Source organism: Halomonas alkaliantarctica (assembly GCF_029854215.1).
GTDB lineage: Bacteria > Pseudomonadota > Gammaproteobacteria > Pseudomonadales > Halomonadaceae > Vreelandella > Vreelandella alkaliantarctica_A.
This window is the reverse complement of sequence record NZ_CP122961.1, coordinates 3,093,636-3,109,236: the sequence shown is the minus strand read 5'-3', so window position 1 is coordinate 3,109,236 and position 15,601 is coordinate 3,093,636. Positions and strand designations below refer to the sequence as shown.

The 15,601-nt window shown below is 50.8% G+C and carries 15 protein-coding genes; 6 read left to right on the top strand and 9 right to left on the bottom strand.

The annotated features are described in order from the left end of the window. Positions 1 to 381: 381 nt before the first annotated feature. Together QEN58_RS14270 and QEN58_RS14265 are read left to right on the top strand one after the other, a co-directional pair. A complete protein-coding gene (locus tag QEN58_RS14270; RefSeq protein ID WP_280104289.1) occupies positions 382 to 885 on the top strand; it encodes a hypothetical protein in 504 nt (167 codons plus the stop codon). A gap of 9 nt (positions 886 to 894) precedes the next feature. Further along, a complete protein-coding gene (locus tag QEN58_RS14265) occupies positions 895 to 1,131 on the top strand; it encodes a hypothetical protein (RefSeq protein ID WP_280104288.1) in 237 nt (78 codons plus the stop codon). 720 nt (positions 1,132 to 1,851) lie between these two features. On the opposite strand, the gene QEN58_RS14260 is transcribed toward QEN58_RS14265, so the two are convergent. The 3 genes from QEN58_RS14260 to QEN58_RS14250 form a co-directional block, all read right to left on the bottom strand. Further along, positions 1,852 to 2,565 carry a Crp/Fnr family transcriptional regulator gene (locus QEN58_RS14260; protein ID WP_280104287.1) on the bottom strand — a complete coding sequence of 238 codons (714 nt, stop codon included), beginning with the start codon at positions 2,563 to 2,565 and terminating at the stop codon, positions 1,852 to 1,854. 196 nt (positions 2,566 to 2,761) lie between these two features. Then, positions 2,762 to 2,974: a Crp/Fnr family transcriptional regulator gene (locus QEN58_RS14255; RefSeq protein WP_280104286.1), complete on the bottom strand. Its 213-nt coding sequence runs from the start codon at positions 2,972 to 2,974 to the stop codon at positions 2,762 to 2,764. A 25-nt stretch (positions 2,975 to 2,999) separates the two neighbouring features. Next, positions 3,000 to 3,482, bottom strand: a complete 483-nt coding sequence (locus QEN58_RS14250; RefSeq protein WP_280104285.1) for a cyclic nucleotide-binding domain-containing protein — start codon at positions 3,480 to 3,482, stop codon at positions 3,000 to 3,002. Positions 3,483 to 3,913: 431 nt separating this feature from the next. Between QEN58_RS14250 and QEN58_RS14245 the strand changes: the two genes are divergently transcribed. Beyond that, positions 3,914 to 5,974 (top strand): TonB-dependent siderophore receptor, encoded by a 2,061-nt coding sequence (locus QEN58_RS14245; RefSeq protein WP_280104284.1) that lies wholly within the window; start codon positions 3,914 to 3,916, stop codon positions 5,972 to 5,974. Between the two features lie 118 nt (positions 5,975 to 6,092). On the opposite strand, the gene QEN58_RS14240 is transcribed toward QEN58_RS14245, so the two are convergent. From QEN58_RS14240 to QEN58_RS14220, 5 genes are read right to left on the bottom strand one after another with little or no spacing between them, the layout of a single operon-like run. Next, on the bottom strand, positions 6,093 to 7,319 hold the full coding sequence (locus QEN58_RS14240; protein ID WP_280104283.1) for a metal-dependent hydrolase family protein: 1,227 nt from the start codon (positions 7,317 to 7,319) through the stop codon (positions 6,093 to 6,095). Positions 7,320 to 7,355: 36 nt separating this feature from the next. Beyond that, positions 7,356 to 8,663: a TRAP transporter large permease gene (locus QEN58_RS14235; protein ID WP_280104282.1), complete on the bottom strand. Its 1,308-nt coding sequence runs from the start codon at positions 8,661 to 8,663 to the stop codon at positions 7,356 to 7,358. A 10-nt stretch (positions 8,664 to 8,673) separates the two neighbouring features. Beyond that, positions 8,674 to 9,174: a TRAP transporter small permease subunit gene (locus QEN58_RS14230; protein ID WP_280104281.1), complete on the bottom strand. Its 501-nt coding sequence runs from the start codon at positions 9,172 to 9,174 to the stop codon at positions 8,674 to 8,676. Beyond that, positions 9,171 to 9,800 (bottom strand): TetR/AcrR family transcriptional regulator, encoded by a 630-nt coding sequence (locus QEN58_RS14225; protein WP_280104280.1) that lies wholly within the window; start codon positions 9,798 to 9,800, stop codon positions 9,171 to 9,173. The genes QEN58_RS14230 and QEN58_RS14225 overlap by 4 nt, the downstream gene beginning before the upstream one ends. 55 nt (positions 9,801 to 9,855) lie before the next feature. After that, positions 9,856 to 10,992 carry a C4-dicarboxylate TRAP transporter substrate-binding protein gene (locus QEN58_RS14220; protein WP_280104279.1) on the bottom strand — a complete coding sequence of 379 codons (1,137 nt, stop codon included), beginning with the start codon at positions 10,990 to 10,992 and terminating at the stop codon, positions 9,856 to 9,858. Between the two features lie 174 nt (positions 10,993 to 11,166). Between QEN58_RS14220 and QEN58_RS14215 the strand changes: the two genes are divergently transcribed. Both QEN58_RS14215 and QEN58_RS14210 read left to right on the top strand, forming a co-directional pair. Beyond that, a complete protein-coding gene (locus tag QEN58_RS14215) occupies positions 11,167 to 11,889 on the top strand; it encodes an AzlC family ABC transporter permease (RefSeq protein ID WP_280104278.1) in 723 nt (240 codons plus the stop codon). Continuing rightward, positions 11,886 to 12,197 (top strand): AzlD family protein, encoded by a 312-nt coding sequence (locus tag QEN58_RS14210; RefSeq protein ID WP_280104277.1) that lies wholly within the window; start codon positions 11,886 to 11,888, stop codon positions 12,195 to 12,197. Before QEN58_RS14215 ends, QEN58_RS14210 begins: the two co-directional genes overlap by 4 nt. Positions 12,198 to 12,318: 121 nt before the next feature. On the opposite strand, the gene QEN58_RS14205 is transcribed toward QEN58_RS14210, so the two are convergent. Next, entirely contained in the window at positions 12,319 to 13,158 is an 840-nt protein-coding gene (locus tag QEN58_RS14205) for an ABC transporter ATP-binding protein (protein WP_280104276.1), read from the bottom strand. Between the two features lie 282 nt (positions 13,159 to 13,440). Between QEN58_RS14205 and QEN58_RS14200 the strand changes: the two genes are divergently transcribed. Then, the gene (locus tag QEN58_RS14200; RefSeq protein WP_280104275.1) at positions 13,441 to 15,579 is read left to right on the top strand and encodes a TonB-dependent receptor; all 2,139 of its coding nucleotides are present in this window, start codon (positions 13,441 to 13,443) and stop codon (positions 15,577 to 15,579) included. Positions 15,580 to 15,601: the final 22 nt, after the last annotated feature.

Here is a 15,601-nt window from a genome sequence, read left to right as displayed (position 1 = left end):
TACTCGAACCGTAACGCACATGTTGGCCTAGCTAGACTGCATCTGAGCACAAGATAAAGGGGATACCCCAAGCATTTAGTTTTGGTCACCTCGTAAAACTCTCGATTTTCAGTAAGTTAATGATAGCTTGGGTAGAGTCCTGGAACTAGGCCTAGCTATTCTAGCTATTCGCCTAGAGTCATCTATACTATTGAGGTATACACACATACTTGAAAAAATCTGAATTTATAAAAAAAAGTTCTTTAAGATTGTTGATAATTTAAAAAGCAAGAGGTTTTTATTTTTTATAAGGAGGTGGCTGGTAAGTTGATGTGATATATGAATAGAAGGTTGTATTGTATATCGTGATTTAATTTTCACCTCTTAAAGTGAGGTTATGTTTTGATTTCGAGCGACCATGAGTCAATTAATAAATTAGCTTATGAAAATGCATTGAACAGTCTTTCTATGCAACGCTCATCATTAACTAGTCTAAGGCAGAGGTCAGTAGCAATAACTACCTTAAGTGGGTTATCTGCCACTTTTTTAGGAAAGGAGGCATTGCTTAATTCGAAGAGAGGTGATTTGCTTTGCTTAGACATTGTGCTTTTTGCAGAAGGAGCAGCAATAACCTTTTTAGTAATTGCTTTGCTATGTTCAATAGAGCTTCTAAGGCCTCGTAAAGACTGGGTTTTCTATAATAGACCTTCTGAAATAATTAACCAGTTTTCGTTTGGTGATAATGTTGCTACACTTTCAGAAACTTATGTTATTTTAAGTATTTATATGGAGGAGCATTACTCTATCAACTTGACTCAATTAAGTAGAATGTATTATGTTTTAAATATTGCTATTGCATCCTGTTTTTTGCAAATAATATGCTGGTTTTTTTCTTTAATATTATAGGAGAGTGAGATGGACGAGCATAGTGACAATAAAAAAACTAAATCTATTTTTTCTAAAGTCTTCCCGGTTACAGATAAAAATAAACATTATTTAAATCCTGCTAATGTTAAAAATAATGAAGTATTGGTTGGTCATGATGTTAAGTTAAAAAACAGCAAAGGAGGTAAAAAAGAATCAAAAGAGTTACTAGAAATAAGGAAAAAAATGAAGGAGTCTTATAGTGACCCTGGCGCAGGTAGCTGTTAGAAAATGTTTTGCTTGGGCAATATTTGAACTTAACACTTTTGGTCAATAATACTTGACTTTATATAAGCTATGGCCGTGTCGCAGTATACCTTAAGGCAGCTAGGACCTCCAGATATTTAAGCCACTGCGAAAAAGTCAGCGTTTACTGCTAATGATCACTTTCTTCCATCGAAACGTTGAGCGTTTTGCCAAGATCACAGCGTACGCGTCTTTTAATTTGTCGGGAGCGATACGATAACGTCATTAGCAACCTTACGTAGCTGAGCATCTCGCTTCATCCTGCTAAAGGTCAACTATGATGCTTACGTGTAAGTAAAATTATATTTGAGGAAGAACTAATTTTTATTTTTGTTCATAAGTAACGCTTTTTCCTATATAAAATATACAGATTTCGTAAGGGGGCATGTTAGGGGGCATTTGCTTTTTTTATTAAATATAAATTCATAAAAAAAACAATGATATAAATATCCTTTTGGGGTGATACTGGGCCCACCATTCCTATATTTACCTATTTTAAAAGCAGGGGGTTATGAGTCCCTTGGGCTGCGGTATATCAACTGCTCGATTCCTTCCCCTCGTGTTCTATCCTGTTTTCACCTAACAACTGACGCTAATAGGTTCGAATCCATTAGCGAATGAATCTTTGCACTTTTAAGGATGTTCGGGCTCGGCTTCAACTCAGGGGGGAAATAGCAGAGCTATCTCTAAGTTATCCCCCCTCTATAACACCGGCAACATTTTGGCGTACAACGCGCAATCTTCTATATAGCATTCGCAGGACGCCTCGATTAGACCTGGCCGATCAAGCACCGTGATTGTTCCACCCTGATAACGGATTAATCCGCGTGCCTGCAGGGCTATCGTCGCCAGCGTAATGCCTGCACGTCTAACCCCGAGCATCATGGCCAGAAATTCATGGGTCAGATTCAATTGATCAGACCCAGCACGATCCTGAGTCATCAACAGCCATCTTGCGAGACGCGCCTCAATCCGATGGAAATGATTACATGCCGCCGCCGTTGCCAGTTGCTTCATTACGACATAGATATATCGCTTTAGTCGCTGATGTAATAAGGGACTGCTAAGTAGAAGTTGTTGAAAATTTTCAGCAGTAATGCGAAGGGCCGATCCCGCCCCTTGAACCAGCGCGAGCATTGGTGTTTCTTCGATGCCCAACACAAGCGAGCTACCCAGCATGCCCTCACGGCCTGCCATCGCGACCTCTAGACGGTTATCAGAGTCGAGTACAACAATTAGAGAAATGAAGCTATCAATAGGGAAATAGACGTGGGTAATCGTCTCGGCAGGCTGGAAGAGTACTTCGCCAAATGAAAGCTCTACGGTTTCGCTAACGGCCATAAAGCCATCCCGCTCGACGGCCGGTAGCTCAGTAAGCAGTCTGTTGGCATTAAGGACGTGCATAAAAGACGTCATGTGCCTCTCCGGTTGAAAGAACCTGGCAAACGGCACAATGAGGGTTAAATCATTTTGATGTCGGCTGCAGATCGGCCATCGTTAAACCCTGATGATCTATCTGCATATTAACATTGGGTAAATCACGCGTCGGCACGCTAGCGTACATAACGTTGGAATGGTGTTTACGGATAAATTGATGGCAGGGATTAAAGGACTACATAACGTTATGGTGGTTGAGTAGACGGTCGTACTCGCGCTTAACCACCGCGTAACACTCGCAGACCCGCTTCTCTAGCCCTGGCCTGTCAATGACGGTGATATGCCCGCGGTTGTAGGCAATCAGTCCCGCTCGCTGGAGTTTTCCAGCGGATTCGGTCACGCCTTCGCGGCGCACGCCCAGCATATTGGCAATGAGCTCTTGGGTCATAATCAGTTTATCGCCCGATAGACGGTCAAGGCTGAGTAACAGCCAGCGGCATAGCTGCTGATCGACATTGTGATGGCGATTGCATACCGCTGTTTGCGCCATCTGCGTCAGCAGTGCTTGGGTGTAGCGCAAGAGCAGTCGCTGCATTGGGCCAGCGCGGTAAAATTCGTTTTTTAAGCAGATGCCCCTTGAGACGTAACGCTTGCCCGGCACTCTGAACGATTGCCCGACTGGGTGTGGTCTCACCGCCCATGAATAGCGAAACGCCCACCACTCCTTCATAACCGACAACGGCAATTTCTGTCGAGGCGCCATTTTCCATCACGCACAGCAGCGAGACGATAGAATCCAGTGGAAAGTAAACGTGGTTCATATGCTGTCCAGATTCAGACAGCGATTGGCCCAATGTCAGCGTCACCCTCTCTAAATCAGGCAACAGACGATTCAGTTCTTCCTCAGGCAGTAAGCCCAGCAAAGCATTCTGCTGGAAATCACAGGGCACTGGCATTGAATATTCCCCCTGATTGCTGGCAATCGCAGTTTTACTGCAGTCGCCTGAATGGGATGCCGGATTCTGGTACTTTTGACTGGTATCTCAAGTTCTTAGAGAGATATCGTTCGAGTATAGCCCATCAATAGGCAAGCTCTGTACGCTAACGCACATAAAAGGCTGGGGCAGACTAAGGAACCGCGCGTCGTATCATTGAAGAGTAGTTAATTTAGAATTCTTTCACTCATGTTCGCCAGCGCACACTCAACCGCTTATAACCATCAAGGCTACGTATAGTTTGTGTCGCTGTCAGGCGGCGTTGGAATCCTCTCATTAGGTCATTGAAAGCAGCTATTTAAAAGCGCTATCATGAATGCTAATAACAACGATTATCATGATGCTTATTTTTCTGCTTCCTCTTTGCTCCTAAATCCAACTGAGACCACACCATGCCTCGTCTGCCGTTTGCCCGTCGTCCTTTGGCGCGCTCAATCTCCTCGCTGATTCCCGTCACCGTGGCGATCTTTTGTGCATCTGCCTACGCGCAAGAAACGTCTACGTCCAACGACACCGTGGTGGTCACGGCCACGGCTTTGAAAGTCGATACCCCGCTAGTGGAAACGCCACGCCCGGTATCTACTGTGAATCGTGAAGACCTTGATGATCGTAACGTCCAGCAACTCGACGAGACGTTCCGCTATCGGTCGGGTGTGCTTTCCGGCCACTATGGCTCGGACAACAACACGGATTGGTTCAAAATCCGGGGCTTTGATCAGGCAACCTATCAGGATGGACTTCGTCTCTATCGTGCCGGTTACTATCAGTGGTTACCTGAAACTTATGGCCTGGATAGAGTCGACGTTTTTAAAGGGCCCGCATCGATCCTATATGGCGAAGCACCTTCGGGAGGGCTGATTAACGCAGTAAGCAAGCGCCCTACCGATGAGCAAAGAGGTGAGGTCGAAATACAAGCGGGCAACCGTGACCACCGCCAGTTGGGTTTTGATACCTCGGGTCCAGCCACAGAAAGTGGCGACGTACGCTATCGTGTCGTTGGGGTATACAAAGAGCGGGATGGTGATTTAAATGACACTGATAATGAGCGTTATTACTTTGCGCCGAGCCTTGAGTGGGATATTTCTGATGAGACGCAACTAACAGTTCTAGCCAGTTTCCAGCAGGACGACGGCGTTCCGGTCAATCCTTTCAAACTTCCCTACGGTACGATAAACAATACGCCTTTTGGCAAGGTAGACCCGCAAACTAACTATGGTGCCCCCAACTACGATAAGGATGAACGTACTCAGACGGCTATCGGCTACGAGTTCAAGCATCAGCTCGATGATACCTGGAAATTTGAGCAGGATTTCCGGTATAGCCATCTCGATTTGGATCTCCGCAGCACTTATGTTCTAGGACAAACGGGTGATGGGCAAACAGCTTATCGGGGCCATTTGCAGCGCGATGGAGAGATCGACAGTTTTACGATTGATAACCGTATGGTGGGTCAGTGGTTTACAGATCGTACTGAAAACACGTTACTGGTCGGGGTGGACTACCAAGATCTAAGTCTTGATGGTAAGGAATTCGATAGCTTTGGTTACGATGTTGTCGATATTTTCAATCCGCAGGGCGATATTGCACCAGTCTCCAGCGATCTGTTGACTCAGCGTCAAATCGATAAAGAGCAGCTAGGTTTTTATCTTCAGGACCAATTGCGTATCGATGACCGTTGGGTATTGCTGGGAGCTGTTCGCTACGATCAGGCAGAAACTGACAACTCCAATCGAACTAGTGGAACAACGGAGCGGGCCGATGATAATCAGGTCTCTTGGTCCGGTGGCGTGATGTATCTCGGTAACCATGGCATTAACCCCTACTTGAGCTACACAGAATCCTTTGAAGCGCAAACCAGCGTTGACGATGGTGGAGATCTTTACGAGCCATTGGAAGGTGAGCAGTGGGAGCTTGGGGTTAAGATTGCTCCCACTTCTTGGGATGGCTATGTAACAGCTGCAATCTTTGACCTAGAGCAGCGCAATAGTTTGGTGACTTCAACAACAGGAGGTCCTCAGGAGCAGAGTGGTAAACAGACATCCCAAGGGTTTGAGGTAGAAGGTGTCAGCTATTTGACCGACCAACTCCAACTAACCGCTGCCTATACTTATACTGATGCTGAAGACGAAAACGGTCAGCGTAAGAGCCTCATTCCCCGTCATCAAGCATCGGCATGGATTGACTATGACTTTCAAGGTACTGGCGTGGATGGTTTGAAAGTTGGTGCTGGTATCCGTCATGTCGGTGAAAGCTCAGGCGGACTTTCTATCGATGTACCTAGTTATACCGTGGGCGATGCAATGGCCAGCTATGACATCAATGAAAGCTGGACTGCTCAGCTTAACGTTAACAATATTACAAACGAAGAATATGTAGCTAGCTGTGAATCTGATTTCTGGTGTTATTACGGCGAATCTCGCAGTGTGATTGGCAGCGTTAAATATAGCTGGTAAGCGTAATCTAAAGGCTAAGCCCGCCACAGAGGGCTTAGCTTAAAACGCTCAGGCCTGGGCTATATGTGTATAGAGTCCAGGCTTTTGAGCTGTAATGAAGAACCAAACTGTGGGCTTTCTAGAGAGTGTTTTTGTAAGAAACGCCTCCCTTCATAATCAACATGAGCTGTTCATCAGGCTGAGTAAGCACGGTGATATCATCCAAAGGGTTGTCTTTGAGTACGATAATATCCCCTCTTGCGCCTGGAATAATTTCGCCAAAATCGCCTGTGTGCCCATAAGCGTCGGCGGCGTGGCTTGTTGCCGCACGAATCAGTTCGTCGGTCGGTACCACATCTTTACGTAAATGGAATTCGTTGAGCTGATGGCGCTGCATCCGACCAAGCAGGTCAGAGCCGTAGAGCATTTTAACGCCATACCGTTGGGCCATTTCTAGCGCCTTACCGCCTGCATCCAGAACATCATACACCTTGCGCTGTAGGTGCTCGGCCATCCCCGCCTCGACACCTTCCTTCGCTAGGGCGTCGTAGGTGCAGAGCGTCGGCGTAAGGTAAGCGTCGTACTCAAGGAATAGCCGACAGCTCTCCTCGTCCATGAGGTTGCCGTGCTCAATGGTCTTGACGCCTCTTGGGATAAGCCGATTGATAGCGCGTGCCGTATAAGCATGTGCCATGGTGTGAATATTGGCGGCAGTGGCTTCCTCCACAATGGCGTCAATTTCCTCAAGCGAAAACTGGGTGCTATCGATACGGTCGGTCGGTGAAGAAACACCGCCTGAGGCCATAATTTTGATCTGGGTGGCCCCCTTCCTGATCTCATCCCGAGCGGCCCGGCGTACTTCACTAACACCGTCGCAAACACGACCGAGACCCGCGCAGCAGAAACAACCTTCAAAGGTTTGCTGCCCAGGGCCACGCATGTCGGCGTGACCGCCAGTCTGAGAAAGGGCATTTCCTGCGTACATGATGCGCGGGCCGATCAAAGCGCCTTCGTCTACGGCTTTGGCCAGGCCATAATCTGCACCGCCAGCGTCGCGCACGGTGGTGAATCCACGCATCAACATGGCTTCCATCAACTCGCTTGATTTGGCACCGACATAGAAAGGCGAAAGCGTCTCCAATAGGGCAAAATTGGGTGTGATAGCCGTGACGTGGACATGCGAATCAACCAGACCGGGCATCAGGAAGTGACCCTGAATATCGATGACGTGATCATCACTGCCTTCAAGGGGCGAATCGCTCACATCGACGATACGGCCATCCTGAATGCGCACCTGCTGGTTGGCGAGCACCTTTCCGTTGCGAGTATCAATGACGTTGGCATTAATAAAACGTGTTGTTGTCATGAGTGTTCCTTGTGGGTATTTCATGTGAGAGTGGCGTTAAAACATTTTTTGCGGTAGATAGAGCGAAAGCGCTGGAATCAGCACGATCAACAACAGGGCAACAATATCCATGACAATGAACCAGGTAACGCCCTTGAACACTTCAGACAGTGTGACGCTATTGCCCAGCGCGCCTTTGATGACATAAACATTGAGTCCGATAGGCGGGGTAACCAGCCCCACTTCCAGCAGCTTGACGACGATGATGCCGAACCAGATCAAGTTGAGATCAGCGCCCTCTACTAAGGGCAGGATTAACGGCAGAGTGAGCAGCAGTAAACCTATGGAGTCGATAAACATACCCAGTACGAGATAGATCACAGCGACAGCAAGAATGATCCACCACGTCTCAGTACTAACACCGAGAATCAACTCGGAAAAAGCGGCGGGTACGCCACTCATGGCTAGAAAACGAGTGAAAAACAGTGACCCGATGAGAATAATGAAGATGCTTGCCGTGCTCACCGCCGTGCGAACCAGTGCTTCCTGAATGGCTGAAAAGGTGAGCGTGCGACGTGCCAGGGCGATCAGGGCTGCAATGGTTGTACCCACGGCCCCTGCTTCCGTAGGTGAGAAGATACCCAGGAAAATCCCGCCAAGCACTGATCCGATCAGCAGCGGCAACGGCCAAATATGCTTAAAGGCATCCCATTTTTCTTCCCAGCTAGAGCGCACATCGGTGTTGCCCGCCAGACTGGGATTCAGCTTGGTTCTCACCATGATCATGGCGATGTAAAGCAGCGCTGAAAGCACACCGGGAATGAACCCCGCCATAAATAGCTGGCCTACCGACACTTGAGCATAAACGCCATAGAGCACCAGCAACACGCTTGGCGGAATCAGCGAGCCGAGTGTGCCAGATGCTGCGACGGTACCCGTAGCCAACCCCTTGTCGTAGTTATGCTTGAGCATTTCGGGCACGGCAATACGCGACATTGCAGCCGAGGTTGCTACGCTAGAGCCCGACGCGGCGGCAAAGAAAGCAGAGGCCATGACACTGGAAACCGCTAGGCCACCGGGCAGGCGTGCCAGATAAAGGCGCATGGCGTGAAACAGGCCTTGGGTCATATTGGTGCTAGTACACAAATAGCCCATGAACAGGAACATAGGTGCAGCGGTCAGTTCCCAGGTGCCTGCAAAGTCAAACGGCGTGGCAGAAATCATCCCCCAGGCCACGCGTATGCTGGTCATTTCACCAATGCCGATGATGGACACCAAGCCCAGTGCAATGCCGATTGGCACGCGCAGGGCGATCAGGGCCAAGGCGATGGCAATGCCTGCCATGCCTATCTCGATATTACTCATTAGGAAACTCCTAAAGGGCTCGGCGTTGTTGCAGCGCCTTAATCATGTTGGCGAGGATGGCCAGGCACATAGCTGCAAAGCCAACCGGTAACGCCCAGCGACTGGGCCAAAGATAGAAGGTAAAGTTGGCCATGGCCGTTTCCATTCGAACCGTGGCGCGAACCGCATCAAGATAGCTCTGGTAGCAGAGCATGCCGAAATAGACGAGCCCAAGAGTGCTGGCAAACAGGTAAAGCACCAGCTGGGCCCTAGACGGAAGCCTCCCCACTAACACATCCACGCTGATGTGCTCCCGCTGAAGCTCCACATAAGCGAGTGGCAGAAAGACGACGGCGACCATGTAGTAGAAAGAGACAAACTCCAGGGTGCCGGTAAATGACTTTCCGAATAAGTAGCGCAGGCCTACATCCAATGAGACATGCAGCGCCATCAGTACCAGAAACAATGAGGCCAGCACCATGGCGCTTTTGGCAATCCACTGGCTCAACGCCTCCACGTGTTTGGTGATCATGCGGGCTCACTCACTTGTGTATCTGAGGCAGAAAAACCCAGTTCCAGCAGCGTCTCTTTCCAGAACAGCAGCATATCGCGGTAGAGCTCGGGGTCATCACGCCAGATGCTTTGAGCCCCCATGCCACGCATCATGCACAAGGTGGCGTTCAGAGCGACGCGATTCTGATGCGACGTGTGCTTGGAACTGGCGACCAATTGTTCCCAAATTTGCTCCAAAGAGTCATTGAAATTGGCGGCCAGCGGCACTAACACTTTCATGATGTCAGGATCGGTTCGCGCATTAGTGAGGTACTCAAGAGTGACCATGTAAAGGTCGCCCTTGAAGTGCTCATGCAATGCTTTAAGCAGGTTGTCAAAGTTAAGCTCGCCTGCTTTAACCTTCACGGCCATCTCTCTTACGCTTTCGACTTCGCGACTCAGCAAGTCCTCCAGCGCTGCCTGCATCAATAATGTTTTAGAAGGATAGTGGTGAACTAAAGCGCCTCGGGAAACGCCCGCCTGACGTGCCACATCCACCGTTGAAGTGGCACGAATGCCCTTCTCGAGAATGCATTCGATAGTCGCTTGCGTCACCCGGGCCTGGGTTTGGCGTGAGCGTTCTTCTTGATTTTGTCGCTTCGTCATAGCGAACCCTTATTTGGCCAGGCCGCCTCAATGCGACGGCCTAAGTGTTACAGCGTTAATAAATTCCGTAGTCTGCAGGAAGCTTATTGTAGATTTCTTGCATGGCCAGTTCGGCCAGTGCCTCTTCGTCTTCGCGATCAACCTCACTGATTAATGCATCCCACTTTTCATAGGTCGCGATGAAATCATCAATCAGCGCTTCTGGGTCTTCAACACCATACTCATCACGGGCCTTATCGTAGACATTTGCCAAGGCCTCATCGCGGAAAGCCTCCACGGAAGCCATCAGATCCTCTTCGGGCTCGTAGATATTGTTGCCGTGGGAAGCGGCTTCTTCCAGTGCGGCTTCAGAAGCGCCCAGATACTGAACAATCATGCGTGTCATTGCTTTAGCCGTCGCTTCTTTAAAGACATCGCGCTCTTCATCGCTGAGGCTAGCCCAAAAGCCCGAGTTGAATCCCCATTGAGGGCCAGACCAATACATGCCGGTGGGCAGCAGCGTCGTATGCTCGGCGACTTCCCAAAGAGACCGATCTATCAAGTCGTTAGCCGCATTCGTTGCACAATCCAACGATCCCCGATCGAGGCCGCTATACATTTCACTGGAAGGCACATTGACAGGCGTTCCCCCAGCTTGCTCGACCCAGGCAGACACCGTCGAGCCAGCCGTACGAATACGCTTACCACGTAGCTCTTCTAGGTTGCGAACTGGCTCGCGGCAGAACAGCACATAGGAAGGCGTGTTATAGGCGCCCAGATAGACAATATCCAACTCTTCCCACTCGGCTAGCTGGGTCGGATTATTAAGGCTGAAGTCTGTTACCGCCATTATGCCAATCAGTGGGTCATCATAGTTAAACCCCAACTCCTGCACGGCATTCGCGACCGGCATTTCAGAAGGCGTGTAAATAGCCGCATGGTGAGCCACCTGAACCACGTTATCCTGGATACCCTGAAGGTTAGCGCGTGGTGCCAGCAGTACGGTGCCGGTATAAACCTCGGGTTGCAGTTCACCATTCGAGAGCTCCTTGACCATTTCTGCCCACTCGATATAGCCGTAACGAGAGTGGGGATGTTGTTGGTCATAGAACGAATTGGCAATAAAGGAGGTTGCGGCATTGGCCGAAGAAGCAACGACAGGTAAGACCAGCGCTCCAACGGCGAGTGTCAGCGTATTACGAGTGAAGTTCATGTAGTTTCCCGGGCCGATTTAATCGGCTGTTTTTTTCTGTTGTATTGTTTCGCCTTATTGACACATCACCAGCTATGGCGCGTGTACATAATTCAATCTAGACTTCAAATAATAAAAAAACAAGCAGGTCTGTTTGTTTTTGTTGCAGCCCGCTTCGCGGAGAATGGTTAAGCAATGAAAGTAAAAGAAAATCCTACTCGGCTTGATATCACGGGCACCTGGAAAGGGATTCGCATGATGATGCCTTTGGCGGTTTTTACAATCGCTTTTGGCTTGGCGTTTGGCGTCGCCGCTGTGCATCAGGGGGTTGCTGGCTGGGAGGCGATGCTAATGAGCTTGTTTGTCTTCGCGGCGCCATCGCAGTTTGCTGCTCTAGAGATGTGGCATTCGCCTCTGCCACTGCTTGCTCTGGCGGCGGTCACACTGGCAATTCATACCCGGCATATGCTGATGAGTGCGGCGCTTTACCCTTGGCTCAAGGCGTTACCTCAACGCCAGCAATTCGCGATGGTGATCCTGCTAACTGACTCCAATTGGGCAATGGCGCTGGGAGAGTATCAGCGCGGCGAGCGAAACCTGGGTATTTTGCTAGGTGGCGGCATCGCACTGTGGGGTGCCTGGGTCGGGGGCACTGCGATAGGGCTAGCCTTTGGGGGAGGTATTACCGAGCCTGAACGCTTTGGCCTTGATGTGATCATGCTGTGTTTTCTGCTGATGATCGTTGTCGGTGGCAACCCCAGAGCGGCGATGGCCCTACCCTGGTTGGCAGCAGCGGCGAGTGCATTAATGGCGTACTGGTGGTTGCCGCCTTACCTACACGTTATGGTGGGCGCCCTGACCGGTGGCGTGGTGGCCGTATTGTTGCCAGGACACTGGTTAAGGGAAAGCGCCTCATGAGTTCATCCCCCGTGTGGCAGTCATTGATAGCCATCATGCTAATGGTGGCAATTGCTTATGGTTCCAGAGTACTGGGACTGCTAATCATGTCGCGTGTGCCACTAGGTCCTCGTGTACGGCTATTCGTCGATGCCATGTCTAGCTCAGTTTTGATTGCCGTTATTACACCTATCATTGTGCATGGAGACGGCGGCGTTCGGCTTGCGGCCATTGCGGCGGGTACGGTGGCCGTAGTCATGAGAAACCCATTAGTGTCAATTGCAATGGGCATGCTTAGTGCGGCGGGTTGGCGCTGGTGGTTCACATGAGTGACACCATCATCCATATGCGCTTTTTTGTGGCGGCTAGGTTGGAATTAACATTGTTAAACGTTAAGCGCTCTAACTCTCTGCTCTTATGAGCACGCCACTCGAAACTGTATTTTAACGATTAAAACGCTGCTGAAGCTTCTGTTTTCCTAGCGTGCTGGCGAAGTTTACGCGGTACGCAAATCGGGCTATCGCTTTCGGGGTCGTGGATGACATGGGCGTCCAGGTCAAAAACGCGCTTAAGGTTGGCAGCGGTGAATACGTCAGTGGGTGCGCCGTAGGTGACAATACGGCCATCACACATCATTACTAAATGGTCAGCGTAGGCGGCGGCCAAGTTTAGATCGTGGAGCACCAGTAGCAGGGTGCGGCCTTTTTCATGGGCTAGGCGCGAAAGTAGCTCCAGCAAATCAACCTGCACCTTTAGATCCAAAAAGGTAGTGGGCTCATCAAGCAGAATCAGATCGGTTTGTTGAGCCAGTACCATGGCAATCCAGCAGCGCTGGCGCTGGCCGCCGGAGAGCGCATCGACGTTGCGCTCGGCAAACTCAGTCACGTTGGTATAAGCCATTGCTTCACGAATAGCTTCGGCGTCTTGCCGGGCATTTTTCTGCCATAGCCCCTGGTGCGGAAAACGCCCCATCCCCACCAACTGCTTTACGCTCAGCCCCTCAGGCGCCACCGGACCTTGGGGGAGAATCCCCAGGCGCTTGGCCACCTCCCGTGTTTTGCTGCGATGGATATCCTTGCCGTCCAAATATACATGCCCATCACTAGGTGTGAGCGTGCGGGCAAGTGTTTTCAGCAGCGTCGACTTGCCACTTCCATTGGGACCTAACAGCACCGTGAGTTTGCCTTCCTCGACCGCGATGTCGACACCATCCAGTACACGTCGAGTGTCATAGCCCGCGTGTAGGGCTTGGCCCGTCAAACTAGGTGGCTGGTGAGGAAGGTGGGTCATGGAGACGCTCATTGTGGTTGGTAATACAGGCAGAACCGTAAGACAAAATATTCTCATTTTCAATATCTTCCTTTGCTCAGTAAGCAATTGCTCAGCGCCTATGAGCACCAGCCATGGAGAGAAAGCGACGTAAGGAGGATAAAAATGATGGAGTTACAACGAGCGGTCCCTTCCGCTTGGGTAGACTCATATGGCCTGTTTAAATATAATAATTATTATCATTTAGATATAGATTACGATTTAAAAGAAAAGCTCACTCAAAAGCAAGGGGATAAAAAATACATGTACATTAAGAAACGCCAGGTATTTTGGCCCACGGTGACGCTTGCTGGCTTGGTCGCTGCCAGCCACGCTTATGGGCAGGAGTCTGCATCCGCAGAGCCGCAAAGCGGCGCTAGTGATGCCGCCTCGACTATGGTGGTTACCGCCACCCGCAGCCATAGCGAAGCGGGCCAAACGCCACAGCGGGTAACGATCATTACCCGTGAACAGATCGAGCAGCAGCTAGCCATTACCGACGACCCGGGCCAGGTGCTCAGTAACTTGATTCCCTCCTATTCTCCCAGCCGCCAAAAGCTCTCCAATGCGGGGGAGACATTTCGTGGCCGCGATGCGCTTTTCCTGATTGATGGGGTGCCGCAGTCCAACCCGCTGCGTGATAGCTCGCGGGATAGCTATACCATTGATCTTTCCATGGTTGAGCGTATTGAAGTGATCCACGGCGCCAGCGCCGAGCATGGTTTAGGCGCTACGGGAGGCTTGATCAATCTAGTGACCCGGCGCGCCGAAGGCGGTGGCATTAGCCAGCACGCAGGCATTAGCCTGACTTCGGATGATGATCTCCAGTCAGGTGGGCTGGGCCACAAGCTGGACTACCGAATTAGCGGCCAGCAAGGCGACTGGGATTTCGTTGCGGCCGCGACGCGTCAGGAACGCGGGGTCTTCTACGACGGCAATGATGAGGTGGTCGGTATCGCTTATCCAGGCGAGCTGCAGAACTCGGAAAGCTACGATCTTTTCGGCAAACTTGGTTACTGGATCGACGACAATCAGAATATTGAGTTCTCGCTGAACCACTTCGATTTGGAAGAGGGCAATGATTACGTGCCGGTAGCAGGTGACCGCTCCGCAGGTGTTCCCACCACAGCACGCAAAGGCCGTCGTGATGGCGAGCCTGGGTTCAACGAAGTGACCTCGGCGCGGCTTTCCTACTCTCACGCTGACTGGTTTGGCAACGAGCTGGACGCCCAGATTTATCGCCAGCGCTTCCGCGCGCGCTTTGCTACCACGCCTTTTTTCCCCTATGTGGATAGCGCGGGCGATACCCAATACGACCAGACGCGGAATGAATCCGACAAAATGGGCGCCAAGTTCACCTTGAACCGTGACGGCATGCTGGACGACCGCTTGGGAGTGACGATCGGTTTGGACGTGCTGGAAGACGAGACCAGCCAAATGCTCGTACATACCGGGCGTACCTACGTGCCGGAAAGCCGCTACCGTAATTTGGCGCCGTTCCTGCAAGGTCAGTTTAAGCTGGCGGATCCGCTGACGTTGCACGCTGGGGTGCGTCAAGAGCATGCCGAACTGGAAGTGGATACCTTTCAAACCATCGACCGCAGCAATGTCACCCAAGACAACGTCACCGTTGATGGCGGCAAGCCCAGCTTCGATGAGACGCTGTACAACGTCGGCTTAACCTATCAAGCCACCGACTGGGCCCAGCTTTATGCCAACTACTCTGAAGGATTTGGCATGCCCGACGTGGGCCGGGTGCTACGTGGCATTGGCACGGCGGGCCAGGATGTGGATACCTTGCTGCAACTTCAACCCATCGTGACCGATAACCGCGAGATCGGCGCCCGTTTTGACTGGGATGGCTATGGGCTAGAGATCAGTTACTACGAGTCTAACTCGGATTACGGCCAGCGGCTTACCGAGCAGAATGGCTCTTGGGTAGGCAGCCGTGAGAAGACCGAGATCCAGGGCGTTGAGATTACCGGCGACATGCAGGTGGCGGACAAGCACGACTTATCGCTTTCTTATGCCCACACCGAAGGCGAGTCGGACCAGGATGGCGATGGCAGCGTGGAAACCAAACTCACCGGTATCAATATCGCCCCGGATACGCTCAAACTGGGCTGGAGCGCTACCTGGAACGACCGCGTTTCCACGCGCTTACAGGGTAGTTACTACTTTGATCGAAGCGTCGATAATCCTGCGCTTGATTTTGACGGCTACGGCCTAGTGGATGCTTCTCTGGCTTATCGCCTGCCCACCGGCAGGGTGTCAGTGGGTATCGAAAACCTCACCGATGAGGATTACCTCACTTACTACTCTCAAGCCGCACGCATCAGCGATGAGTACTACTTCACTGGGCGTGGCCGCACTTTCACGCTGGGGTATCAGTTGGATTTCTAGTCAGCCGCTTTCTATACTCGTA